The organism is Acetobacterium sp. MES1, assembly GCF_002237635.1.
In the GTDB taxonomy this organism is placed as follows: domain Bacteria; phylum Bacillota; class Clostridia; order Eubacteriales; family Eubacteriaceae; genus Acetobacterium; species Acetobacterium wieringae.
In genome coordinates this window covers 39994-66149 of sequence record NZ_MJUY01000054.1, presented here as the reverse complement: position 1 = coordinate 66149, position 26156 = coordinate 39994, and the positions used below count along the sequence as shown (strand labels likewise).

General features: G+C 43.4%; 23 protein-coding genes. 4 read left to right on the top strand and 19 right to left on the bottom strand.

The window, feature by feature from the left end; genetic code table 11:
- Positions 1–129: 129 nt before the first annotated feature.
- Both BI182_RS14920 and hpf read right to left on the bottom strand, forming a co-directional pair.
- Entirely contained in the window at positions 130–1815 is a 1686-nt protein-coding gene (locus BI182_RS14920; RefSeq protein WP_070369977.1) for a DUF5317 domain-containing protein, read from the bottom strand.
- A 246-nt stretch (positions 1816–2061) separates the two neighbouring features.
- Positions 2062–2592 (bottom strand): ribosome hibernation-promoting factor, HPF/YfiA family, encoded by a 531-nt coding sequence (gene hpf / locus BI182_RS14915; protein WP_070369976.1) that lies wholly within the window; start codon positions 2590–2592, stop codon positions 2062–2064.
- Between the two features lie 488 nt (positions 2593–3080).
- Between hpf and cls the strand changes: the two genes are divergently transcribed.
- A complete protein-coding gene (gene cls / locus BI182_RS14910; RefSeq protein ID WP_228881365.1) occupies positions 3081–4544 on the top strand; it encodes a cardiolipin synthase in 1464 nt (487 codons plus the stop codon).
- A gap of 198 nt (positions 4545–4742) precedes the next feature.
- On the opposite strand, the gene hydG is transcribed toward cls, so the two are convergent.
- The 8 genes from hydG to cdaA form a co-directional block, all read right to left on the bottom strand.
- Positions 4743–6161 (bottom strand): [FeFe] hydrogenase H-cluster radical SAM maturase HydG, encoded by a 1419-nt coding sequence (gene hydG / locus BI182_RS14905; protein WP_228881362.1) that lies wholly within the window; start codon positions 6159–6161, stop codon positions 4743–4745.
- A gap of 101 nt (positions 6162–6262) precedes the next feature.
- Positions 6263–7303 (bottom strand): [FeFe] hydrogenase H-cluster radical SAM maturase HydE, encoded by a 1041-nt coding sequence (gene hydE, locus BI182_RS14900; protein WP_286809072.1) that lies wholly within the window; start codon positions 7301–7303, stop codon positions 6263–6265.
- The gene (locus BI182_RS14895; RefSeq protein ID WP_070369972.1) at positions 7296–7574 is read right to left on the bottom strand and encodes a TM1266 family iron-only hydrogenase system putative regulator; all 279 of its coding nucleotides are present in this window, start codon (positions 7572–7574) and stop codon (positions 7296–7298) included. Before BI182_RS14895 ends, hydE begins: the two co-directional genes overlap by 8 nt.
- Before the next feature lie 466 nt (positions 7575–8040).
- Positions 8041–9285, bottom strand: coding sequence for a DUF1015 domain-containing protein (locus BI182_RS14890; protein WP_070369971.1), 1245 nt, complete (start codon positions 9283–9285; stop codon positions 8041–8043).
- Between the two features lie 70 nt (positions 9286–9355).
- Positions 9356–10525: a phosphoglycerate dehydrogenase gene (locus BI182_RS14885; protein WP_070369970.1), complete on the bottom strand. Its 1170-nt coding sequence runs from the start codon at positions 10523–10525 to the stop codon at positions 9356–9358.
- Positions 10526–10554: 29 nt separating this feature from the next.
- On the bottom strand, positions 10555–11643 hold the full coding sequence (gene serC, locus BI182_RS14880; RefSeq protein WP_070369969.1) for a 3-phosphoserine/phosphohydroxythreonine transaminase: 1089 nt from the start codon (positions 11641–11643) through the stop codon (positions 10555–10557).
- A 143-nt stretch (positions 11644–11786) separates the two neighbouring features.
- The gene (locus tag BI182_RS14875; protein ID WP_228881354.1) at positions 11787–13001 is read right to left on the bottom strand and encodes a CdaR family protein; all 1215 of its coding nucleotides are present in this window, start codon (positions 12999–13001) and stop codon (positions 11787–11789) included.
- A complete protein-coding gene (gene cdaA / locus BI182_RS14870) occupies positions 12988–13836 on the bottom strand; it encodes a diadenylate cyclase CdaA (protein WP_286809068.1) in 849 nt (282 codons plus the stop codon). Before cdaA ends, BI182_RS14875 begins: the two co-directional genes overlap by 14 nt.
- Positions 13837–14029: 193 nt before the next feature.
- Here cdaA and BI182_RS14865 point away from each other — a divergent pair, with 193 nt between their 5' ends.
- Positions 14030–14461 carry a CBS domain-containing protein gene (locus BI182_RS14865; protein WP_070369967.1) on the top strand — a complete coding sequence of 144 codons (432 nt, stop codon included), beginning with the start codon at positions 14030–14032 and terminating at the stop codon, positions 14459–14461.
- Between the two features lie 115 nt (positions 14462–14576).
- Here BI182_RS14865 and BI182_RS14860 read toward each other — a convergent pair whose 3' ends face one another.
- Positions 14577–17135 carry an MrcB family domain-containing protein gene (locus BI182_RS14860; protein WP_286809067.1) on the bottom strand — a complete coding sequence of 853 codons (2559 nt, stop codon included), beginning with the start codon at positions 17133–17135 and terminating at the stop codon, positions 14577–14579.
- Between the two features lie 46 nt (positions 17136–17181).
- Positions 17182–17772 carry a secondary thiamine-phosphate synthase enzyme YjbQ gene (locus BI182_RS14855; RefSeq protein WP_070369965.1) on the bottom strand — a complete coding sequence of 197 codons (591 nt, stop codon included), beginning with the start codon at positions 17770–17772 and terminating at the stop codon, positions 17182–17184.
- Positions 17773–17992: 220 nt separating this feature from the next.
- Between BI182_RS14855 and BI182_RS14850 the strand changes: the two genes are divergently transcribed.
- Both BI182_RS14850 and BI182_RS14845 read left to right on the top strand, forming a co-directional pair.
- Positions 17993–18832: a putative ABC transporter permease gene (locus BI182_RS14850; RefSeq protein ID WP_070369964.1), complete on the top strand. Its 840-nt coding sequence runs from the start codon at positions 17993–17995 to the stop codon at positions 18830–18832.
- Between the two features lie 43 nt (positions 18833–18875).
- Positions 18876–19724, top strand: coding sequence for a Tle-like phospholipase domain-containing protein (locus tag BI182_RS14845; RefSeq protein WP_070369963.1), 849 nt, complete (start codon positions 18876–18878; stop codon positions 19722–19724).
- Positions 19725–19796: 72 nt separating this feature from the next.
- On the opposite strand, the gene BI182_RS14840 is transcribed toward BI182_RS14845, so the two are convergent.
- The 7 genes from BI182_RS14840 to BI182_RS14810 form a co-directional block, all read right to left on the bottom strand.
- Entirely contained in the window at positions 19797–20981 is a 1185-nt protein-coding gene (locus tag BI182_RS14840) for an AI-2E family transporter (protein ID WP_286809064.1), read from the bottom strand.
- 125 nt (positions 20982–21106) lie between these two features.
- Entirely contained in the window at positions 21107–21448 is a 342-nt protein-coding gene (locus tag BI182_RS14835) for a hypothetical protein (protein WP_070369962.1), read from the bottom strand.
- A gap of 199 nt (positions 21449–21647) precedes the next feature.
- Entirely contained in the window at positions 21648–23462 is a 1815-nt protein-coding gene (gene typA, locus BI182_RS14830; protein ID WP_070369961.1) for a translational GTPase TypA, read from the bottom strand.
- A gap of 84 nt (positions 23463–23546) precedes the next feature.
- On the bottom strand, positions 23547–23939 hold the full coding sequence (rpsI, locus tag BI182_RS14825) for a 30S ribosomal protein S9 (protein WP_070369960.1): 393 nt from the start codon (positions 23937–23939) through the stop codon (positions 23547–23549).
- A gap of 23 nt (positions 23940–23962) precedes the next feature.
- Positions 23963–24400: a 50S ribosomal protein L13 gene (rplM, locus tag BI182_RS14820; protein ID WP_070369959.1), complete on the bottom strand. Its 438-nt coding sequence runs from the start codon at positions 24398–24400 to the stop codon at positions 23963–23965.
- Between the two features lie 179 nt (positions 24401–24579).
- Positions 24580–25314, bottom strand: coding sequence for a tRNA pseudouridine(38-40) synthase TruA (gene truA / locus BI182_RS14815; protein ID WP_070369958.1), 735 nt, complete (start codon positions 25312–25314; stop codon positions 24580–24582).
- Positions 25315–25330: 16 nt separating this feature from the next.
- Entirely contained in the window at positions 25331–26152 is an 822-nt protein-coding gene (locus BI182_RS14810) for an energy-coupling factor transporter transmembrane component T family protein (RefSeq protein ID WP_070369957.1), read from the bottom strand.
- Positions 26153–26156: the final 4 nt, after the last annotated feature.

Below are 26156 nucleotides of genomic sequence, written 5' to 3'. Positions count from 1 at the left end.
CTTTGTAACATTCTTGCTGTATTTATACACTAAACTTTATTATAGCATACTCTCTTTAATGAAACTTATATAATTTTAAAGGGACTGTATTTTTTGATACAGTCCCCTTGTTTTGCAACTATTTATCATTTATTTTTTCTTGCGCCAAAAAGCCACATCTTTTCCGTCCAACTTCAGTTCGACCAGTTCATAGCCCGCCCGCTTTCGTTCATCGACGGTTTCCTGAAAATTCTTACGCTCATCATCATCCATATTGGCCAGCAATTTGTCCTTGTCTTCATTGGTACTGTCGTATACCCGACCCACTACTGGTTCTGTCACCTCTTCGATTTCCTTTAAGGGAATGGCAACCTCATCTCGGGGCGAACCACTGATCAGGGTTTCTGCCTCTTTACTGGTTTCCCGCATCAGTTGTTTACGCCGTTCGGCTTTACGTTTTTCATCTTCCAGATTCAGGCGTTGCCAGACATTGAGCATCTCATCTTCAGAAAACTCCACATCGTCTTCATCTTTACTTTTTACACCACTATCATAGGTACTGGTTTCGCTCCGTAACACAAACGGCTGGTCGAGATCGGTGAGTTTGAAGCTTTCCACGATCCGCAAATCGGATTCCGGTACAGGATGGGGTTCGCCCTCGGGATCACTAAGGGATTTTGCCACCTTGTTCAGTTCCATTTCCCGCATTTGCAGAATCAGTCGTTCTTTTTCAACCGCCAGTTTTTCTTCATAATACTTTTTGGTAAAAAAGCCAGCGTCCTCACTGTTGAGAATTTCTTCCATATCAGCGGCTTCCAATTCTTTTTCGCCCTTAACATAGGTGCCAACATCCTGGATATTACTAATAATCTTGGTACTGCCATCATCCACCGGTTCCATGATCCGAGTTTCCTGGGTATCACTCTTGCTGATGACAATTTCTTCAGTTTCCGTTCCGATTCCTGAATCCACCTCATCCAGAGCTGCCGGAATCAATCTGGTTTCAAAGCTGTCCTGAACACTGCTATTATCGGCACTTCTAAAGCCTTCGGCAGGAATAGCGATCGTGGCATTTTCATCCCGATCACCACGAATCCCTCCGGTCGCCGCCATGTCGCGATAATAATCGTCAATATCTTCCGGTTCGTCATAACCTTCCTGATAGCTGTTCTGGAGCGAAACCCCGCTGATTTCATAATCATCGTCATCGCCAAAAATACCTTCGTCTTCACCATGGTCATTGCGCTCGTCTTGCATGATGGACGCTTTTTTATTCATTACATATTGAATAAAACCAATTAAACCGATCAGAGTTACAATCGTACCAACCGTTACACCGGCCACCGATCCGTAAAGACTCATGATCAGGGGCACATAGGGCACCGGAATCGGTAAATTAATCCCCAAAAACCATAACAGCGTATTCGGTTGAATCAATGCGTATAAAGGACTCAACCCCTGAACGATTTGCTCGCCAAAAGCTGCTGGCAGCGTATCAATTACGCCCTGCGAAACAGGCATGTGCCCACCATTAATAAAAATCACAACAAAATTCGAAGTAATCCCCACTGCCATCAGAATAACCCAGAAATCATCCAGATTAAATACCAGCATGACTAATATCAGGATATAACTGGCAAAATTGACAATCTCCAGATAGGGTTCAACCAACGAAATACCGCCAGTGTAGATGTAAAGATGCAAAGCAATCTGCAACACCATCCCTAAAATCCCTACCGGTAGCAGGGAAATTTTTCTGACTTTGAAGCCACGCAGACTTCCCCTGCGAATTTTCCCAATTAAAAAACCTAAAATAATTGCAATTAGTATTAACATATTTATTTTAACCCCACTATTTATTTATAATCATTTCTTAGGTATTCTCATCTTTATCGATGTTTAGATATTAATGCATATAGGTCTATTTTAAAACAAAAGAAAAGTTCTGTCAAAACTTTATGCCTAAATAATGTATAAATTTGAAAATAAAGTGAATTCATAAAACAACTTCATCAAAAACACCCCTTAAATCGATTATTCAAGGGGTGCTTATCGTTCTTTTCAGTTTTTTCTTAAAAAATTTTAGAAAGTTGGCTCGATCAAGCCGTAATTTCCATCTTTTCTCATGTAGACAACATTGACGTCATCCGTATCGCCGTTGAGAAATACAAAGAAATCATGTCCCAGCAATTCCATTTGTAAGGTTGCTTCATCAACATTCATGGGTTTGACCGCAAATTTTTTGGTTCGAACGACTTTGGGTTGGAACACATCATCTTCGAGTCCTTCGATCCCTTCTAAGTTAAACTTCGCTGCTTCATCCTGATTGCGTTTCTGTAATTTTGTTTTATGTTTTCTAAGCTGACCTTCCAGTTTATTGACAACATCTTCAATTGATGTCACCATATCCTCGGATCTTTCTTCAGCTCGTAAAATGGTTTTTCCCACAGGAATGGTTACTTCCAGCATCTGGTAATTTTTTTCTTTGCTGAAGGTGGCGTACACTTCAGTTTCCTGACCAAAGTAACGATCAAATTTCCCCAGTTTCTTTTTTAATGTTTCTTTTAAACCTTCTGATACATGCATATTTTTTCCGTAAATTGTGAATCTCATAACGACAACTCCTTTCAAAAGGTCAACCTTACTCGTTTACACTCACTCATGAAGTGCTTTTAAGTATATTCTTATTATACCCAATCCAATCCCTTTTAGTCAAAATCATTTGTGTCAAATTCTTGTCACAAAATATCATCTAAAATAAAGTTATTCATTTTTAAGCTGCCTCAGTTGACCTGGTCTTTTCCCCCACACTCGCCAGCTGGAAGTTTAGCTCAGTGTTCGCATCACAACTCCTTCTCTCGGTGTACCCGGCTGGACTTACTTCTAAGACGCACTATGCTCAACAATTCGCTATTGAATTGTCTTACGTGGATCGCTTCGCCTGCATCTGGCATCGACTTTCAACCACAAACCTGAGACAACGTCTATTATAAGATCCCCATCACAATAATGTCAAGCAAAATCAAATCATTCAAAATCCGGACTATTCCATTTGTTGCCATTTATGCTATAATAGGTGAAATATACTTACGGAGGTTTTTATGTTATTGGGTATTGCCGCAATATTTTCAACGATTGTTTTTGTTGTAAATATTACTCTGACCTTCACGATTATTTTTCTGGAACGCAAGAACCCGCAAAGCACCTATGCCTGGTTATTGTTTTTATGGATGGTTCCTATTTTAGGATTTTTATTTTACATCCTCTTCTCCCAGAATTTAACCAAACGAAAAATTTTTCGTTATAATACCCCGGAGAACATTCAGTATCATCAACTGCTACGGCAACAGCAACGGTCACTGTCCCGTATTATTGCCATTGATCCGGATAGTCCCATCGAGAAATACCGACATTCCATTGAATTCCATCTCAATGTCAGTGAATCCCTATACACCAACAATAATGAGGTTCAGATTTTTACCGATGGCTATAAAAAATTTGATGCTCTCTTTCATGCCATGGAAGAGGCCCAATCCTCCATTCATGTGGAATACTACATTATTAAAAATGATACCCTGACTGCTAAACTATTCGACATTCTGACCCGGAAAGCCTTAGAAGGTGTCGAAGTACGGCTGCTTTTTGATGCCATGGGCGGCCGATATCTTCCTCGGACGGTTCTCGAAGCCTTCGAATCTGCCGGGGGTAAAATTGGCATTTTTTTCCCATCCCGGTTTAAAATGCTCAATCTCCGGGTCAATTACCGAAATCATCGCAAGATTGTAATCATAGACGGTGTCACCGGTTTTGTCGGTGGGTTTAACATCGGCAATGAATATCTGGGTCTGGAGAAGAAAATGGGCTATTGGCGGGATACCCATTTAAAAGTGGTCGGTTCGGCGGCTTATGAGCTTCAGCATCGTTTTCTTTTGGACTGGCGGGCCAGTTCCAATGAGGAGCTCCTCATTGACGATACCAAACTCAATCAGTATTTTCCCGTCATTCCCCAAAAATCCGGGGCGGGTATTCAAATTGTCTCCAGCGGTCCCGACAACATCAACCAGCAGATTAAGCAGGGTTTCCTGCGGATGATCAATACCGCTGAGGATTATATCCTGATTCAGTCACCCTATTTTGTGCCCGACGAAAGTATCCTGGAAGCTCTCAAAATCGCCCTATTATCCGGCATTGATGTGCGAATTATGATTCCCAATAAGCCGGATCATATTTTTATTTACTGGGTCACCCTGGCTTATGTGGGTGAGCTGATTGAATATGGGGCCAAAATATTTATTTATGAAAATGGCTTCCTTCATGCTAAAACCATTGTCGTTGATGATTCGGTCTGTTCGGTGGGTTCCTGTAACTTTGACATCCGCAGCTTCAGGCTGAATTTCGAAACCAATGCCTTTATTTATGACCGCAAGGTTGCCACCAAACTTAAAAACATCTTTGTCGAAGATATAAAAAAATGCACCTATTATAATAAGGAACTCTATCGCAACCGCAGCCGCCGGGTCAAGATCAAAGAATCGATATCCCGGCTCTTCTCCCCGTTATTGTAAAACATAAAAGCCTCCTTTAAGGGAGGCTCAGACTGTCAAAAAAGATAACCCAGTACCGACAATTGTTACATCATGTTGTACGCATCGGAGCGGACACGGCAGAGCCTGTCCGATTCCGCAGCGAACAACAGATTAACAATTGGTCGGTACGGGAGTTTAGCGACAACCTCAGCCTCCCTTCCGGGAGGCTTTTGCATACTAGAATCTAAAATCCCGCTTGCCGGAATTCAGTTCAGTGAGATGGTCAGCAGCAATTCTGCGAACCTTGTCGTTGGGAATTGATGCCAGCTCCCGGGCAATGGTTTTTTCACCATTTAATTTGGTCTCCGGGGCAGCATAGTCTTCCAGATATTCTTTGAGGGTCATAATCGCATTGGGCTGACAGCAGTTGGCAATCTGACCGGATTTGACCAGTTGCATAAAGCGGTCGCCGGTACGGCCTTCCCGGTAACAGGCGGTACAGAAGCTGGGAATGTGGCCCATTTCCAGCAGCCAGTTGACAATTTCATCCAGTTTCCGGGTATCATTGAGTTCAAATTGGGCGGAGTTTTCGTCTTCCGGTTCAGGCGTATCATAACCACCGACACTGGTACTTGATCCCCCGCTGATCTGAGAAATTCCCAGTTTTAAGACCCGCTCCCGGGAAGCCTGCGACTCCCGGGTAGAGATAATCATCCCGGTGTAAGGTACAGCAATGCGCAGTACGGTGACAATTTTTTCAAAGATTTCATCAGAAATGGCATTGGAAAAATCACTGGTGTCAATATCGTCAGCCGGACAGATCCGCGGCACGGAGATGGTGTGCGGCCCAACCCCCATGGCAGCTTCCAAATGCTCGGCATGCATCAGCATCCCGACAAAATCATAGCGATACATATTCAGTCCGAAGAGCACCCCAATTCCAACATCATCGATGCCACCTTCCATGGCCCGGTCCATGGCTTCGGTGTGCCAGGCGTAGTCGCTTTTGGGGCCGGTGGGGTGGAGCATTTCATAATTTTCTTTGTGATAGGTTTCCTGGAATAAAATATAGGTTCCGATGCCAGCTTCTTTTAACTGTCGGTAGTCATCTACTGTGGTGGCAGCGATATTGACATTGACCCGGCGGATATCGCCATTTTTATGTTTAATGCTGTAAATGGTTTTGATGCTTTCTAAAATGTATTCCAGGGGATTATTTTTAGGATCTTCACCCGCTTCCAGGGCCAGCCGCTTGTGGCCCATGTCCTGCAGGGCGATCACCTCTTTGGCAATTTCCTCCTGGGTCAGCTTCTTGCGGCTGATGTTTTTATTTTTGGCATGATAAGGACAATAGATGCAGCCATTGACACAATAATTGGAAAGATATAGGGGCGCAAACATGACAATGCGATTGCCATAAAACTTGTTTTTGATCGCCATCGCCAGTTTAACCAACTGGTTATTCTGTTCTTCCAGCTCACAGGCCAGTAACACTGCTGCCTCCCGGTGGGTCAACCCTTTAAAGGTACCTGCTTTTTCAATGATTTCATCAATCAGGACAGCATTTCTTTTATTTGCTTCCGCATAGGCCAGGGTGTCCAGAATTTCCTGGTCATCAATAAATTCAACCGCTTTTTTTGACATTACATTATACATTTTACGCTCCTCAAGTTTTTATTATTTCATAAGTATAAATTTATTCCATCGAACGATGGTTGTAAAGCTCACGGCACTTTCAAAATCAACCGTCATTATTTCTATTCTTGCGGGTAATCCCCCCGGTGGGTTAAAATCTCATAGCCAATTCCTTCCATCCGTTTACTTAAACAGACTCGGCATTCGGCTGCTTCATCGCCAGTACAGATCTTATTGTCATAAAGGCTGTAGTCTTTTCGAACCGCCACTGGTGACAAGTTGGGCATAACCACATTAGCCCCGGCCAGAATTCCCAATTCACGACCATTGGGATCAATTGTTCCCAAGGCTGTGGTAGCAGGAATCAGGGCCTTAGGTAGCATCAAACGTAAGATTGAAATCAGCAGCAGGGTTTCTTCCAGGGTACCAGCCTTGGCATCCTTATAAGGGGTATGCTGATGGGGGATGAAGGGCCCGATTCCGATCATCTGGGGGTTTAGTTCTTTAATAAAAAGTAGATCTGCCACCAGATTATCAACAGTTTGGTGCGGCGAGCCGACCATAAAGCCGGTGCCAACCTGAAAGCCGATTGCTTTGAGATCCTGGAGACATGCCTTACGGTTTTCCAGCAACAATTCCCGGGGGTGGAGTTTTCGATAATGTTCCGCTGAGGCGGTTTCGTGTCTGAGCAAATAGCGGTTGGCCCCAGCGGCATAAAATGCTTCGTAGACTTCCCGAGGGCGTTCTCCCATCGACAAGGTAATCGCACAGTCCGGGTACCCCGCTCTGATTTTTTTGATCAGTGCCGCCATCTGTTCATCGGAAAATCCCGGATCTTCACCGCCCTGTAGCACAAAGGTGCGAAAGCCTAAGTCGTATCCCAGCGCACAACAGTCAAGAATTTCCTCTTCACTTAAGCGATAGCGATGGGCTGCTTCGTTGCCCTGGCGGATGCCGCAGTAATAGCAATCATTTTTGCAATAATTACTGAATTCAATCAGTCCCCGGACATAGACCCCTTTACCAAAGGTTTCACCTGACACTCTTTGCGCTCGGTTTGAAAGATCCGCCCGTAATTCCGGCGTGTTATTTTCCAGTAGCCATTTAAATTCGTCCCGTTCCAGGAACTGCTTTTTTTCCAGCTTTTCAGTTAGGTTATTCATGATTGTTTTCCACTTCTTCACCCTTCGGTAATTTTGAATAAACGGTTTTAATACTAACTCCCTCGATCATTCCCAGCTTCCCGGACAGCGAGCTGATGATATTGGTGGATGCATCCACCACCACACTGATGACCGATACGTTGCGCTGATGATAAGGGATACCCATTCTTCCAACAATATGCTCGCCATAATCATGAAGTACCTGGTTCAGTTTTTCCACGGCATCTTTTTTTTCAACAATAATCGCAATCAGTCCAATTCTTTTCTCCATCTCGTTCTCCTTGTTCACCTTCTTTTTGACAAGCTACCCACAACATCCTCAAAAAAACAGAAAACCCTGTACCAGAGGGCACAGGGAAACACGCAAATAACCCATTCATTGTTCTTAAAAATGAAATGGATACATGACACATGATTCTCTCGCCTTTCCATTAGGGACGAACCCGGATGGCATCAGTACGATAACTTTGTTTTGATTTTACTAAATACATTTACAGTTTGCTGTCAGAATCCGTTTTTTCATCATCTTTCAGTTCACTGTTGTTGAAAAGGATATCATATATTATCTAAATCTTCAATCATAATCACAGGGAAAATTTTGTCTCGACTCATCCGTAGCTGGTAAATAAACAACAAAAAAAGGCAATCATTTTTCCCCGCCCGGCCCTCTCCGAAGATTTCGGCTGGATCACGGTTAACAATTGCCTTTTATAATAATTCGTTTAGCTCATGACTGACTAGTAAAGATTATGAATAAATAATCCGCTTCTTAATTTGGGTTCAAACCAGGTAGACTTTGGCGGCATCAGCAAATCGGCATCGGCAATGTTCATCAGCTCTTCAATCGAAGTAGGATACATCGAAAAAGCCAGAACCATGTCTTCGTTGGCCCGACGTTCCAGTTCTTTTAAGCCCCGGATGCCCCCAACAAAATCGATTCGTTTATCGGTTCGAATATCGCCAATGCCCAAAATTGGCACCAGAACATTGTCTTGCAGAATCGCCACGTCCAGTGAGTTAACCGGATCTGCGGGATCATAGACCCCCTCTTTAACCGTCAGCAGATACCATTTGCCATCCACAAACAAACCAAAACTGCCTTTTTGCGGTGGATTCACGGGTTCGCCATCTTTTGGTGTCACCTCGAATTTTTCTGACAAGGCACTGATAAATTCCTCAACGCTGAGTCCATTAAGATCCTTGACGACCCGGTTGTAGTCCATGATGTACAGCTGTTCATCAGGAAATAGTACCGACAGGAAGTAGTTGAATTCCTCATCACCGGTATAATTGGGGTTTGCTTCCCGACGCATCAGGCCAACCTTAACAGCGGAAGCCGAACGGTGATGACCATCGGCAATATAAAGATTCTGAACCTGACTAAATTTTTCGACCAAGCCGGTAATCACGGTCTCATCATCAACCACCCAGGCCCGGTGGGTAATCCCATCATCGGCGACAAAGTCATAGACTGGCTGATGTTCATTTCGCCAAGCGTCGATCATGGCGTTAATGGCGTCCTGAGCCCGGTAGGTCAAAAAAATCGGTCCGGTATTGGCATTGCAGGCGTCGACGTGTTTGATTCGGTCTTCTTCTTTATCGGCCCGGGTCAGTTCGTGTTTTTTGATGGTATTATCAAGATATTCATCGATGGCCGTACAGACGACCAGTCCCACCTGGCTGCGGCCATCCATAATCAGCTCATAAATATACAAGCAATCCTGGGTGTCCTGGGTCAGAGCCTTGCGATGAAACAATTTTTCCAGGTTTTTTCTGGCGGTTTCATAAACAAAGGGGTCATTGATTTTAATCCGAGGATCCAGGGTCGTTTCGGGTCGGTCAACCCGTAAAAAAGAATCCAGTTTGCCACGGGCGGCAATGGCCGCTTCCTCACGGTTATAGACATCATAAGGCAGGGCTGCCACATCCTGCGCTTTTTCCGGCAGCGGACGCACCGCTTTAAAGGGCTTGATTGTTGCCATTATTTCCTCCTATTTTTAAATAAAGAAGTGGCTTCAGATGAACGAAGACCACTTCTTTGTCGTATTGTAATTATTTTAAAATCCGTACTCGGGTAACCCCTTTAATGGCTTTTAAGGCTGTTTTCACGTCTTCGCCAACATTGCTGTCAACGTCGATCATGGTGTAAGCCCAGGCTCCTCGGTTTTTATTGGTCATCACGGCAATATTAAGATCATGGTCAGCCAAAATCTTAGTGATCTGTCCCAACATGTTGGGCACATTGGCGTGATTCACGGTGATGCGGTTTTCAGCTTCGCAAACGCCCATGTTGCAATCCGGATAATTGACCGAATTAATGATATTACCATTTTCCAGATACTCTTTTAACGAATGAATGGCCATTTCGGCACAGTTCTCTTCACTCTCCGGGGTTGATGCCCCCAAGTGAGGAATGTTAATGACGTTTTTCATTTTCAGCAAACGTTCGTTGGGGAAGTCGGTAATGTAGGTGGCGATGATACCTTCTTCAATGGCATTTTCCAGCGCATCGTAGTTAACCAGTCCGCCCCGGGCAAAGTTGAGTAGTCGCAGTCCTTCTTTGGTATCTTTTAATAAATCAGCATTGACGTAATCTTTGGTTTCATCCATATAAGGAATATGCAGTGAAATGTAATCACAGTTTTTAAAGATTTCTTCTTTACTGACGGCACGTTTTACTTTGCGGCTTAAACCCCAGGCATTGTCAATCGAAATGAAGGGGTCAAAACCATAAACCTTCATCCCAAAATCAACAGCCATGTTTGCAACCAGGACACCAATGGCCCCAAGACCGATGACACCCATTTTTTTGCCGTAAAGTTCCGGCCCACCAAAAGCGCCCTTACCCTTTTCTACCAGAGCAGGAACTTCATCACCCTTATCAGCCAGGGTATTTGACCAGGCGATCCCGTCAACGACCTTACGTGATGAGATCAGCATCCCGGCGATCACCAGTTCCTTTACCGCATTGGCATTGGCACCCGGTGAGTTGCAGACAACAATGCCCTGTTCGGAACATTTATCCAGGGGAATGTTGTTGACCCCGGCACCAGCCCGACCAACAAATTTAACGGATGCTGGAATATCCATATCGTGCATTTTAAAGCTTCGCAGTAAAATTGCATCGGGATTCTCCGGTTGATCTAAAACCGTATAATTTTCACCTAATAATTTTAGCCCTTTTTTTGAAATGTTATTGAGGGTCTGAACTTTATAATTCACTGTCGTGTTTCCTTTCTTAGCGAAAACGCCTAGGCGTTTTCTTTTTCAAATTTCTGCATGAATTCGATCAGGGTATCAATCCCTGCCATCGGCATGGCATTATAAATGCTGGCTCGCATCCCACCAACGCTGCGGTGACCTTTGAGGTTTTCCATTCCGGCTTTTTTACTTTCCTTAACGAATAGCGCATCTAATTCGTCAGATCCGGTAATAAACGGTACATTCATGAGGGAACGGTCTTCCGGCACAACGGTGCCCTTGTACAGTTTGCTGTTATCAATGAAGTCATATAGTTTTTGAGCCTTTTCTTTGTTGACTGCTTCCATTCCAGCAACGCCGCCATTGGCTTTAACCCATTCAAAAACTAGTTTACAGATATAAATACTGTAGCAAGGTGGGGTATTGTAGCAAGAATCGTTATCCGCATGAATTTTATAATCCAGCATGGTAGGGGTGAAATCTTTGGCATGACCCAGTAAATCTTTACGAATGATCACGACCGTTACACCAGCAGGTCCCATGTTTTTCTGAGCGCCCGCATAAATCAGGCCAAATTTAGAAACGTCATAGACTTCAGATAAGATATTTGACGACATGTCCCCAACCAGTGGCACATTTCCAGTATCAGGAATATTTTCAGGTTTAAATCGCGTTCCGTAGATGGTGTTATTTACGCAAATATGGAAGAAATCAGCATCGGGTGTAAAATCCTTGGGATCCACCTTGGGGATGTAGGAAAAGGTTTGATCCTGGGATGACGCAATAACCTTTGCTTCTCCATAACGGGCTGACTCCTGATAAGCCTTTTTTGCCCAACTGCCGGTAATCATAAAATCGGCTTTATTGGTTTTTGAATAAAGATTCAAGGGAACCATGGCAAACTGAGTTGATGCTCCACCTTGTAAAAACAGAATCTCATAATTCTCTGGAACATTCATCAGTTCCCGGTAAAGACTTTTGGCAGCTTGCAGAATATCATCAAAATAGGATGATCGATGACTCATCTCCATTACGGACATGCCTGCATCTCCATAGGATACCATTTCAGACCCAGCTTTTTCCAGGACTTCGAGTGGTAAACAAGATGGTCCAGCTGAAAAATTATAAACTCTTTTCACTTTTAATTTCCTCCTTAAATAGTGTTTTTGGTGTGAATGTAATTCTCTGAAAAAATTACTTCCTGCTATTATATGTTAAAAGTTTGTCAAATGCAAGATTTTGTATTAAATTTTATGTAAAAATTATTGTTTACCAAATTTTTTTATTCAATTATTACTGTTGTCTTTGCTGGCGTAATCGATTTGACCAAAGACTGGGATAAATTCGTCTGAATCGGCAATTCATATTCCCCTGGACCCAAGTTGGCACAATCAACAAAGGCTTCAATCTGAGCTGCATTTAAACTGTTTAAAATGCTGCTGGCACCTTCTAATTTAACCACCACTCGAGAATCCTTGATCTTAGACGTAACCAGACCAGTTCCCAGATTTTTAGTACTCACTTTATCGATGGTAAAGCTTTTCTCCACCGGCGTTTCAATGGACACTGTCGCCTTGACTTTTCCGCTACCATCGAGGAAATAAAATCCTGACGGCAGCGACAGATTAACATCTTTGGTAAATGTTTTGGACTGTCCTGATACATCAATGGCATCCATCGGAATCGTCTCAATGGTATTGAGCAGACCTTCCTTGGCTCCAATTAGCACCTTGGAGGGCTCAACCTGAACACCCGTGACAATATATCCGCTGGCTGGGTCTCCGGTTGTGGATGGAACAATCCCAATTGATTTTGTTTTGCCAAGGATGATTTCCGCTTCCACCACATTGGGTAGGATCTCCAAATCGGTAATCGGATTTCCGGCAGTATCATAAGCAGTTACTTCCAGATTTTGCGTGGTATCCTCTTTTAACCCATTGACATTGGCCGTTGCCGTAATTTTATCAATCCGGGCGATGGACTCCTGTGGACCTTTTACTTCCACGGTTTCCTGAGACTCGGCCGAGATCACCGCCAGATCATCGGCGGGTTTCCCTTCCAGACCAATATCCACATCCATATCTTCTTTGATAATATTATCCACATCAATCTGAAGGCTGGAAGGATTCATACTGGTGATTATCACCGAGTTGGCCAGTCCCTTAACCTCTACATCCAGATCGTAGGTTCCCTTCTCATCGATATCCCCAAGATCAACTTCGGCGGTTATTTCTTTCATGTTAACATTTCTTAGATTCTTGTCCGTCCCCTTGACCTGCATATTCAGATAATAGGTTTTATCATCGGCCAGAACCAGATTTTTTTCGGACAACGATTCAACATTGGTCAAGGTTATCGGGATACTGTTAAAATCCTGGGTAATCAGCATATCCGCATTCCCATTGACCATAAACCAAAGCGTAATCGCAATACCAACGGATGCAAGCATTCGAATCAGTCGTTCACGAAACGAAATTTTCTTTTTATTTGCTGCCATCTAATCGCCCCCAAAGTTTGCCAATCCACCCGCTGTCGGTGTTACCATCCTCATTTACGGTATAGTTTTCCATGATAATTTGTTTGAGCACCTCAATCATGATGTCCTGAAACAAGGTACCCTTTGAGGCATAGGAAACTTGACCGGTTTCTTCCGATACAATGATGACCAGGGCATCGGATTTTTCAGTCATTCCCAACCCCGCCCGATGGCGGGTTCCCAATTCTCTGCTTAAATCACGATTGTCCGAAAGTGGCAGCAAGCAACCAGCCGCTCGGATTTGTCTGGACCAAAGCTTAATAATCACCGCTCCGTCATGAAGGGGTCGATTGGGGGTGAAAATATTTTCCAGTAATTCACTGCTGATGTCTGAATCCAGCTCCGTGCCCGTTTTAACAATATTATTAAGCCCGGTATCTTTCTCCAGTACAATTAGAGCTCCAGTTCGCTCGCAGGCCAGTTTTCCCACGGCTTTGATGATTTTATCCACATCGTCTTCCAGAAAATCCATTGAGGGCTTTTTCATCATCTCTTTAAAAATTCGATAATTCCCCAGTTGTTCGAGAGCTGAACGGAATTCCGGCTGAAATACCACGACAATAAAAATAAACGCCCAGGTAAAAACGCTGGTGATAATCAGATTCAGAGTGGTGAAACCCAACCATTCACTGATGGGCGCCAAAAAAAGCAACACGATCAAGCCTTTAAAAACCTGTTCAGCCTGAGTGCCCCGAATCCACATCAATAGCCGATAGACAATAAAGGAAATAATGACGATCTCAATGATACTGGCTACGGTGATTCTCGATTGAATATATAACAAAAACTCTTCCATTTTAGTTCCCTCGTTCATTCGTTGCTATTAATTATACACTAATAAGGCCATTTCGTGAAAGAGAATTTGTTTTTTTTCATATTTTTACAATCATCATTAAGAATTTTTTTAAGGGAGACTTGTGAAACACATGTTAAAATAAATTTTAAATTGAAACCTTCCCATCTTTTTTAAGAATAAGGAGATCATTTTCATGAAAAACCATCTGTTTTATTTATTGCCCAAAAGCGAAACCGTCTTTTTAACCAACACTGATTCATTTAATCAAGCTTATAATATGTTTGTCATTACCAATTACACCGCCTTACCGGTTATTAACAAGAAAGGACAGTATGTCGGAACCATCAGTGAGGGTGATCTGCTCCGGGTACTGTCACTGAGTCTCACCCATCCCGAAATTGATTTGGAGTCTTTTGAAATCAAAGATATTGATTTTAAAATTAATCTGGAAGTGGCCCGAATCAATGAAAGCTACGAACATCTGGTGGAGCTGGCAGTCAAACAGAACTTTATTCCCCTAGTCGATGACCAGGGTATTTTTATCGGCATCCTCCGTCGTCAGGAACTGATCAAAGAACTGATCAGTTTCTTAGAAGATAAGGTAGCTGAGCAGGAAGCTGGCTAACTATCCTTCCGCTCATAAGTCAAGCCAATTAACTAATCTTTTGTCCCCCAGTCAGACCATACTGACCACAGAAATGCCGGACAAAGACTTTGTTAATTGGCTTTTTTTGTTGACCCTATTTGGTTTTTAGTAACTTTACCACCGCCTGACCACTTCTGGGGCAGGGAATGACTTGGTCTTTAAGTAGCACTTCATAGTGGCCAATAAAACGATCGAGTGGTAGATTCAGGCATTTTTCCCGTAGCCCGTCGTCCAGTAAAAAGCAGGCTAATTCCTGATAGACGACATGATCAGCTTTAGGATCAAGCGCCAGTGCTGGTAGAATCCGTTGGACAATGGCCAAGTCAATGATCTCCTCTTCTGTGAACAAGCCCTCGGCTCCACTGTTAATTCCAAAAGCCAGGATTTCATTTTTGCCGCGATATCCCATCGGGCAATCATGCCCAATTAACAGCGTTTGGAGATCTTTTAGTAAATTCATCAGTCGCTCCAGAATTTCCGGCAAGCCCTTGGCCTGGCTATGGATTTTAAAAGCGCTGTTCTCCCAGTCGCTGTCACCGACAGGACTGCCATAATCCGGGAAAACCCCAATTTCAACGACTGGCATCTCAATCACATTGCCGCTGTCAATAACCCGGTCTGGGACCGGAAAATAACCCAAGCCTTCATTGATGGTGGCGATAAAATAAAGATTATCTGGAAAATTCAAACTGCCGTATTCCCGGTACGCCGTAATATCAGAACCAAAATCTTCCCGTTTTAAAAAAGGCTCCTGGCTGCCATTGATCCCTTCCAACAGCAGCCGTAGATACTCTGCTGTCGGCGACCGATCCATTTCATCAAGCAGAAAAAAATGGGGTTTGTCCGGGTATTCTTTGGCGGCCTTTAACATCAGCATAATCGGACCAGGAATAAAGTGACCACGGCTGTCCAGACGACCAAAAAGGTGCGTATCATCATCCCAATTCTTCCCCACCAATAGCCGTTTAAAGCGACTGTTTTCTGAAGTAGCGCCAATTGCCTCGGCAAAAAGTCGGGGAAAGCTTGTTTTGCCACTACCCACCCGGCCTTTAATCATCACAAAGGGTTTTGACTTAATCGACAGATAGTAACGCTTAATTAATTCAGCCGGATAGTAATAGCCTCTATTTCCCATTTTTGCCTGAACCAACCGGAGCGCCGGAGTGAGCTCATCATTTTGGGCCGGATAACGGACCAATGGCCGGGTCAACATTTCAACTGGAGTAGCTTTATTGGCATCCGAAGCGATCGCGTGATCCGCCTCCAATTCGGCTTTCTCACAAATTTTCTGGGTTTTGCCGCTGATTATTTGACCATTTTGGGCGCTCTCTGCTTCCTGATCAAAAGGGGTTTCAGCTGGATTTCGGCTTTCGCAGGGCGCCACCGTTTCCGTCTCCATTGCTTTGTCCGGGGGGGGCGAAGGAAAGACAGGCTGTGGTTCTCTGTTATCCTCTGCGTAACAAAGCAAGCTGTCGTCGCTATCGATCACTTCATCCGAACGATTCGCATCCAGGTCTTTTGCAACCACTGCGGCAGTTTTGGTTAGTTGCGGTTCTGCCACTGTCTTCGCCGCTTCCACCAACGTTTTCGGATCCGCTTCTACTTCCATTATCGGACTGGCGCTCACTGTTTCAATGGTTTCTCCACAATCTGTTTCGGTGCTGATTTTTTCAATCGTTTCATTACTGACTAAGGTTTTATCCGCATCCCGATCCTTAATCAAACACTGTTCATACATTTTTCTGAACGCTTCAAATTCTGTTGCCAGTACCCCATCTTCAGGCATATCCGTTTCGCTATATTCCCGATAACAGACAATCCCGGATACCAGGCTGGCACTGGCCAATAAAACCTCCTGATGACTGGTTTTAAAATTTTCCGTCTCAATCTTTTCCCGGTATTTGGCGGCTTGCTCCGAAAGACTTCGGATTCCCAAACCTTCTTTACCATAGACAATCGCCAGATAGAGTTTGCCACTGTCCTTCGCCAGTATATACGCCAGATACAGATCCTCATGATTCAGCCGCTGATCTTTTTTTTCAACCACTTTAACCCAGGGAATTTCCGCCCACTGGGTGTCCCCGGCAAAGCCCCGAACCTGATAATGGCCAGATTGGATCGCTTCAAGGCTTTCAATCACCTTGGGAATTTCTTCGTTGATGATATCCTTAAAGGAAAAACGAAAATCCCGGGGATAATAGTTGGGGTAACCGGCTATCCATTTTAACAGCAACTCCCGAAGTCCTACTCCTGCCGGGATGGTCTTTTGGGTCGCATCACTCGCTTTGACCGCATCAGAAGCTGTCACCGCATCGCCAGTTATTAAACGCAGACTAAACGCATCGTTGCTTTTTGTCAGTTCCATTCTTGGTATAAAAACATCCGGCTGCTCGCCCTGAAACCAGGACTCGTAGTCCGGAAAGGTTTCACCCAGTTTGCGAATCAGTACCTTACTCCATTTCAGTATGGTATTTCCGCCTTCAGCTTCCAGGTATGCCGGGTATTCCCGATTCTGATAAATAATTGCCAATCGGTCTCCGACATTGCCAAAAAAACCAATCATTTCAACTGGAACAAGCATTTCCGTACTTTTAAAGTCTGCGAGTTCCATCATTTTGATCATTTGATCCGATCCTGTTAATTCCCAGCTCATTGTTACTGCCTTTCTCGATTCTTGCTCATTGTGGTAAGTGTTTTTATCAATCGCCATCGGTATCGTTTTCTGCGACGACTGTTTCTCTGCTTTCGGCTTCCTGTTTCAACCGATTCGCTTCCCGTAGACGCCATTCGTTGCGCATTTCTTCAGCAATCTGTTGCTGTTCTGCTTCATAAGCTTGACGCTTCTCAAAAATTAAAGCCAGTTCTTCCGGCATTGACGCTTCCTCATGTTCTGCCAGGGTTGTGCCAAAACTGCTGATAAAATACTGACGTTCACCGGGCCCCTGGAATTCAACAAAATAAATACTCTGATTTTTATCCAGCATCAACGTTCCGCTGTTAACCATCACCTGCAGCGACGGTCCAAAAATCGTAGCCTTAACACAGGCGGTTGTCCAACCGGTAAACTTCATGCCATCATACTTAGGCATCAGATGGTTCAACTTATCAAAAAATTCCCGTTCAAGCCGCCAGTCATCATTAATGGAAATCATCACTGCTGCGGTTCGCTCGGGAACTTGAATCTGTACAAAGCCATCGTTTAATCGGGACTGGTCAACAAATTCCCGAATCGCTGGGGTAATGTCGATGAGTTGTTCACTTCTTGTTATCTCAATTTTATTGTTTTTCATTTATGCTCCCTGTTTGATTGATTTTTGGTTGCTTTGTCATTATTTGGGGTATATCAACCATTATAAACGATCCATTTTAAAAAAACAAAAACATATCCACCCATCTTGGATAAATATTTGCAGTACAGGAGTCAAAAGGCGTTTTATTCACGATTTTTCTTTATGACCGCATACTGATGTGTTAAAATGATTCAAAGCTAAAATTTGAGAGGAATCATTTATGTATTATAATCTGAGTCTGCTATTTGTTTATTTTTTTCTTTATGCCATCATCGGTTGGATGTGTGAAGTCGTGTACTGCTCCATCCCGGAAAAAAAATTTATTAACCGGGGCTTTCTAAATGGTCCCTATTGTCCGATTTATGGAGTTGGCGCACTGATTATCATCATGTTTCTGATGCCCTATGTCAGTGATCCGATTCTGGTTTTTTTCATTGGCATTATTCTCACCAGTACATTGGAATATGTCACCAGTTGGGGAATGGAAAAACTCTTTCATGCCAAATGGTGGGACTACTCCGACCATAAATTCAACATCAATGGACGCGTCTGTCTGCTCAATTCATTTCTTTTTGGTCTGTTGTGTGTGATTTTAATGTACGTGGTTCATCCCATTGTCAATGATCTAGTTAACAGTTTCTCCGCTTTCTGGATTCAGGTTATTGCCACCATTGCAGCCGTCTTCTTTGTCAGTGATCTGGTGGAATCGACCCGGGAAACCGTTTCCTTCAACAAAAAACTGGGCAGTGTTTACGAAGCGACCACTGAACTTAAAGATCATTTAAAAGAGAAAGGGATCACCACCGCTCACGAAGTGACTGCCAAAGTTCGGGATCTCAAAGACGGAACCTTGACCGAAGCCAAGGATTCAGCCCACCATCTGATCGTCTCGCTAACCAATCGCATCAGCGAAAACAAAGTCATCAATCGGTATTCACATCGCCGAATTATGAATGCTTTTCCCAAGATGTCCCATCTAAACCATCAAACGTCATTGGAAATCTATAAAGCCTTTATGGAGAAAAACAAAGCCAAACATACAAAAATTGATGCAAACTAGTTTTGCATAGCAGTTTTAATTTCTTACCAAAGGAGGTAAGAGCATGTTGTATCATAGTGAACTGAATTTGATCAGCCAACTGGCTGCCCTGAACCTACCGGTTGAACCATCCCGATTACCTGATTATTCGGTGGGCGAAATGGTTGCGGCACTCTTGCAAAATGTCAATAATCTTCAGGGCGATTGCGCCATGTCGGCCGCTGAATGGGATCAATCCCTTCATCTGATGATGGCTAATCCGCACCTCACTGCCCTGAAGGTACTCGCCTACACAAACCAGCCCGAAAACGGACTCGTCGCTTATTGTTTTTCTGATGTTATTCCACACTCCGGCATCATCGCTTTTCGGGGCACCACCGGCATCGGCTGGATTGACAATATTCAAGGCGGCTTTGTGACCGATACCCCACAACAACTAAAAGCCCTGGAATTCTATCGTGCTGTTGATGCGGCCTTTGATATGGAACATTATACCTTAACCGGCCATTCCAAAGGCGGCAACAATGGTCAGTATATTACCGTTGTTGCAGGCAGAAAGATTAGTCGCTGTGTGACCTTTAACAGTCAGGGTTTTTCGGCTGAATTCATCCGTAAATATGCCACCGAAATTATCGCCAATCAGGATAAAATCATTGCCTATGAATCGGCCTGGGATGTGGTTAATATCCTGCTTAACAGCATCGCTGGAAAAAGGATTGTGGTCGGTAATGAATCCAAACTCCCCCACAACAATCATCCTCCCAATCGTCTACTGGATCAGCATGGCGAGATTCGCAACCTGGATATGCGGCATCCTTTTTATGCCGGTTTTCAGAATTTCACGGTCACTTTAACCCAGATCGCTTCCAAAGCCAAACAACAACTGGAAAAGACACGAACTACAAAAAAATAACTGAAAAAGCGTCCACGAAGTGACTGACCCAACTGGATCCACTTCCGGACGCTTGTTAATTCATCATTTGATTTAGTCAGACTCTTGAAGCTTCATTTTTTCGATCCGCTCATTGGTAATTTTTCTAAATACCGCATAAAATACCGCAAATGAAGGAATCCCCAAAATAATTCCCAGGAAACCAAACAGACTGCCACCGATAATCATTCCAACCAGTACCCATAAACCGGATAAACCAATGGAGCCTCCCACAACCCGGGGATAGATCACATTGCTTTCCACCTGTTGTAGGGCAATAATATAAATCACAAAGATCAGACAATAGATCGGGTTGACTACCAATAGAATAAAGCCACTGGGTACGGCTCCCAAAAAAGCGCCAAACACTGGGATCACGCTAGTCATGCCAACCAATACTCCAATCAGTAACGCATACGGGATCTGCAAAATAGCTAATCCAACGGTACAGAGGGTTCCCAGAATAAAGGCTTCCGTTATTTGCCCGGCAATAAATCCGTGAAACACTTGATTAGCGGTAATGCTGACGTCCTGGATAAAATCAGCCCGGTCTTTTCGGATATAAGCATAAATCAGTTTATCTTTGACGGCCAACAAGTTTTCTTTATCAGCCAGCAGATAAATGGAAATGACGATTCCCATAATCGCATTAAAAAAACCAACCGTGAAGTTTTTCGTCGCATTGAATATTTCCGGTACGGAATTAAGCAAAAGGCTACCAAACTGTTCCATCAAAGAATCCCATTCAATAGCAATGTCATTCCACAGTGTATCCGGTAAATTAAAGAATGCCAGCGCATCATCTACCAGCGTATTAAATGAATCCACATACCCTGGTAATTTGACCATTAATGTATCGATGCTTTCGCTCACCTGGGGAATAACAAAGGTAATCAAACCGGCCAGAATACCAATCACAAATAAGAATGTCAGGGTTATTGCAATCATTCGTTTGCCCTTATTCAGATCACGATTCTTTTTATTTTTTATGCGATTCATAAAACCAAGAAAATGTCCTTCGATAAAGGTCATTGGGATGTTTAAGACAAACGCAATACCCAGCGCAATCAGCACTGGTGTGATGATATTCATAAATAGCCCTAAATAGCTGACCAGATATCTGATGTTCAGCAAGGCTACCAGTAAGCAGATTCCAAAAGTAATCAGAAAGAAATAATTCCGAAAATTTTTATCGCTCATATCGTGATTTTCATTATTACGCTCATTGTTGTTTTCCACAGATTCACCGCCTTTATATTCGGGTTATTTTCTAATACGTTTTGCTACTACTATTTTGAAAGTAAAAAGCATCGCCTGGTAAAGCAATGCTTTTTACAAATTTATTATGATGTATGAAGAACGACTTAATAGGACTTAATCAGGGTAATTCCGCCAATTAATGGCAACGGTTTGGCCTCCAGCTGAATCACATTGATGATTCCATAAATGGCAAAACCAACAAACGCCAGGGGCACGGCACTAAAAAGGATGGTTGAAAGAATCCAACCAATGACGGGAACAACACCGATAATGATTCCGACTACGGTGAAAACCAGCCATGCCAGAAATAACACCAAACCCTGATTGGTATGATAGCGGGCAAATTGATTGTCTCCGGCGGCAAACAATGGAATGAGAAAGATAATATAGGCAAAAACTGCCATGATTTTACCATCTTCAGCTTCTTGTTTATCAATATTAATCAAATCGTATTACCTCCGCTTAAGTTCAGACAACAGCTGTAAAGCCATTATCCGTTTGGTTATTTGTTCGGTAAAACCTTATACCTTATATATAATATCACACTGAAAGTTTAACGGTCAATCGTTATTTCATGCACCGGTGCTGATATTTCATTTTTCTCTGTCATTTAAAAAGGAACGCCAGTCCGGCGTTCCAAAATTTTTAGCGGGCGCTACGTTTTCGTTCCAGCTCCCCGAGAATTTTCTTACGAATCCGGATATCGGTGGGGGTCAGTTCCACTAATTCATCATCATTGATAAATTCCAGTGCCTGCTCCAGTGTCATGATGCGAGGCTCAATCAGTTTTAACGCCTCATCAGTACCAGACGATCGGACATTGGTCATCTTTTTGTTCTTTGTCGGATTAACCGTCATGTCATCACTTCGGTTATTGATCCCGATGATCATCCCTTCGTAAACCTTGGTTCCAGGACCAACCAGCATCTCACCCCGATCGCTGAGGTTAAACAGCGAGTAGGCCATGGTTTCGCCACTGAACTGAGAAATCAGTACCCCATTAAGACGCTGCGGAATATCCCCTTTGTGATCTTCAAAGGCAGCAAAACGCCGAACCATGGTTCCTTCTCCATGGGTATCATTGATAAACTCACTCTGATAGCCCAACAAGCCCCGAGTCGGCACAAAGAATTCCATTCTTGTCCAGGCTTCATCGGTATACATACTCTCCATCCGACCTTTACGGATATTTAGCTTTGAAATAACGGCACCCGAATATTTTTCCGGTACTGAAATAATGACCAATTCAACCGGCTCCAGCAACTTACCATTTTCATCCCGGTGCATAATTACTTCGGGTTTGGATACAGCCACTTCGTAACCTTCACGACGCATGTTTTCCAAAAGAATCGATAAATGAAGCTCGCCCCGTCCGGAAACCTTGAAACCATCGGTGGTATCTTCCAGTTCTTCAACGAGTAGACCCACATTAACTTCCAGTTCTTTTTCCAATCGAGCCCGAATGTGTCGGGTCGTTACAAATTTTCCAGAGTCACCAGCAAACGGCGACTTATTGACCAGGAAGTTCATTGATAAAGTTGGCTGTTCAATTTCAATCAGTTCCATCGGTTGTACCTGGTTGATTTCACCGATGGTTTCCCCAATAGAGATATCAGGTATTCCTGAAACAACCACAATATCGCCAGCCTTGGCTTCTTTGACCTCGACCCGGGATAAACCGCGATACACAAAGACCTGGTTGATTTTCTCTTTTTTAAAGGATCCATCGGTTTTGCATATTTCAATTTGCTCGCCTGCATGAATCGTGCCAGAATAGATCTTACCAATCCCCAAGCGGCCAATGTAATCATCATATGCCAGGGAAGAAACCTGCATCTGTAGTGGTTCCAGGCTCAGATCATCCTGAAGGCCGACATGCTCCACAATGGTCTCAAAAAGCGGCTCCAGGTTCACCCCTTCGTCATCCATATCACGAATGGCGATTCCTTCTTTGGCAATCCCATAAAGTACCGGGAAATCCAACTGTTTGTCATTGGCTTTGAGTTCCACAAACAAATCGAAAACCATATCAACGACTTCTTCCGCCCGTTGATCTTTTTTATCGATTTTATTAATGAAAAGAATTGGATTAAGCCCCTTCTCCAGCGACTTATTCAGAACAAAACGGGTTTGCGGCATCGGACCTTCACTGGAGTCGACCAGCAAAACAACTGTATCAACAGTTTTCAGGATTCGTTCAACCTCTGAAGAAAAGTCGGCATGGCCGGGGGTATCGACAATATTGATTTTGATGTCTTTATACATAATGGAGCAGTTTTTTGAGTAAATGGTGATTCCGCGTTCGCGTTCAAGGTCATTACTGTCCATTACGCAGTCCACGACCTCCTGATTTTCTCTAAAAACATTGCTTTGTCCTAAAAGGGCATCTACCAGGGTAGATTTTCCGGCATCGACATGGGCGATGACTGCAATGTTAATAATGGGTTGTTTGTTATTCATAAATTCCTGCTTTCTTAATTAACTAGTGTTACACTGAAAAGTCCTGCAACATTGAATGTCGCAGGACTTGTAATAAGTCTGATATTAACGTTTTGAAAACTGTGGTGCACGACGCGCTTTTTTGAGACCGTATTTTTTTCGTTCAACCATACGAGAGTCTCGAGTTAAGTAACCGGCACGTTTCAGTGCTGGTCGCAGGTTGATGTCTGCTTCAAGCAGAGCACGGGCAATCCCATGGCGGATTGCACCAGCCTGTCCGGTAAAACCGCCACCGTGAACATTGACAATCACGTCAAAGGTGTTTAGTGTATCGGTTAATGTTAATGGTTGTCTAGCGATAACCTTTAAGGTTTCCATTCCGAAAAATTCATCAATATCACGTCCGTTAATGGTGAATTTTCCACTCCCTGGTAATAATCGAACTCGGGCAACCGAGGTTTTTCTTCGTCCAGTTCCAAAATATTGTACTTTAGCCATTCTCTATTTCCTCCTTCTCAGCATTAAAATTCGTAAACTTCAGGCAATTGTGCAGCATGTGGATGTTCATTGCCAGCATAAACTTTAAGTTTAGTCGCAATTTTATCACCCAATTTGTTATGTGGGATCATTCCCTTTACTGCTTTGAAAACCAAAAGTTCTGGTTTTTCAGCTAAGAATTTTCGGTAGGTCATTTCTTTTAACCCACCGCAATATCCAGAATATGTTTTATATAATTTCTGATCCAGTTTATTACCGGTTAACACAACTTTATCGGCATTAATAATAATTACAAAATCTCCACAATCCATATGTGGTGAAAAGATCGGTTTGTTTTTTCCTCGTAAAATATTTGCAACTTCTGTCGCCAGTCGTCCTAATACCTTACCCTCTGCATCAATCACATACCATTTACGGTCTATTTCATGAGATTTGGCCATTTTTGTGGCGTTCGCATTCATCTCAAAAGTCCTCCTCAGTTAATAATTTCTTTTTTTATCTATTGGCTTTCTGATAAGTGGGAGTTATCAAAAATCGTTTTTTATTGTATCCGGGCTAGTGATACATTAACGTCCATCGTTAATTCTATAGCATCTTTCCGGGTGTGTCAAGTAATTTATGTCGTCGAGTCTTTTTATTTTTAATAGTATACTTCCTTTAAGTAAAGCCCCTGAGCGGGAGCCGTTATCCCAGCCTGACTGCGCTCCAGACTTTTAATGATTGTAGCGATGTCCTCGGGTTTCCGCCGCTGATAGCCGACTTCGTAAAGGGTTCCGACCATAATCCGGACCATATTGTAGAGAAAGCCATTACCCCGAAATGTCATTTCATAAAGGTCACCCTTTTTATCAAATGAAATTTCTTCAATGGTGCGGATCGTTGTTTTGATCGAACTGCCACTTGCCATAAAGGCGGAAAAATCATGCTCACCGATAAAATAGGATGCGGCCTCCTTCATTTCCTGCCAGTCCAGGGTACGGCTGACATGAAACGCCAGATCCGAGTAAAAGGGACTGTCAACCGGACTCTCATAAATCTTATAGATATAACTCTTCCCCTTGGCATGATAACGGCTATGAAAGTCAAGCGCTCGCTCTCGACTGCCGACAATGCGAATATCTGACGGCAATCTGGTGTTCAACGCCCGATAAAATGCCTCTGCCGGAATTGTTGATCGGGTAAGAAAATTGGCACTTTGCCCCAAAGCATGAACGCCCGCATCGGTTCGACCAGATCCAATCAGATTGACCGTTTCGCCCGTCAACTCCCGGATTGCATTGATAATTACTTCCTGGATGGTCACGCCATTGGGTTGTATCTGCCAACCACAATACCTGGTACCACAATAAGAGATGATTAATTGGATATTTTTCATTACTCGATATTAATTCTTAGACCGGAAATAATAGCGGTATTTGAATCCAGGTGGTCAGATAAAGCCCCACGATCATTACAAACATCAATACCAGGCTGGCACCATCCCGGAATTCAAAAGCCAATTGCTTCATCCGGGTTCGGTTTTCGCCCCCCCGGTAGCAGCGTGCTTCCATGGCTGTAGCCAGCTCATCCGCTCTTCGAAATGCAGATATAAACAAGGGAATTAAAATTGGGATCAAATTCTTAGCCCGGGAAATAATATTTCCAGTTTCAAAATTTGCCCCCCGGGCTTTTTGGGCTTTCATGATTCGCTCGGTTTCTTCCATCAATGTTGGGATAAAGCGCAGCGCGATCGACATCATCATCGCTAACTCATGCGCATATCGTCGGACGAAGGGAATATATCGCATACACCACTCCATCCCGTCAGTTAAATCAATCGGTGAGGTCGTTAGTGTCATAATACTGGTACCAACCACCAAGAAAATCAAGCGCAGCGCCATATAGGTTGCCACTTTTAATCCTTCCAATGTAACTGTCAGTGGCCCCAACGTTGCCACGACCGTTCCCGGCGTCATAAACAGGTTCAGAACCACCGTCAGCATAATAATCAGGACTAATCCTTTAATTCCCCGGATAATATACCCCACGGGGATTTTAGATAACAGGGTGATGGTTGCCAGTATGACAAATGTGGCAAGATACCCCCACAGGTTATTCAAAAAAAACAACATCACAACAAATGCTGTGGTAAACAGTATCTTCGTTCGCGGATCTAATTTGTGGATCACCGACCCGGTTGGATAATACTGGCCAATTGTAACATCTTTTAACATTTTA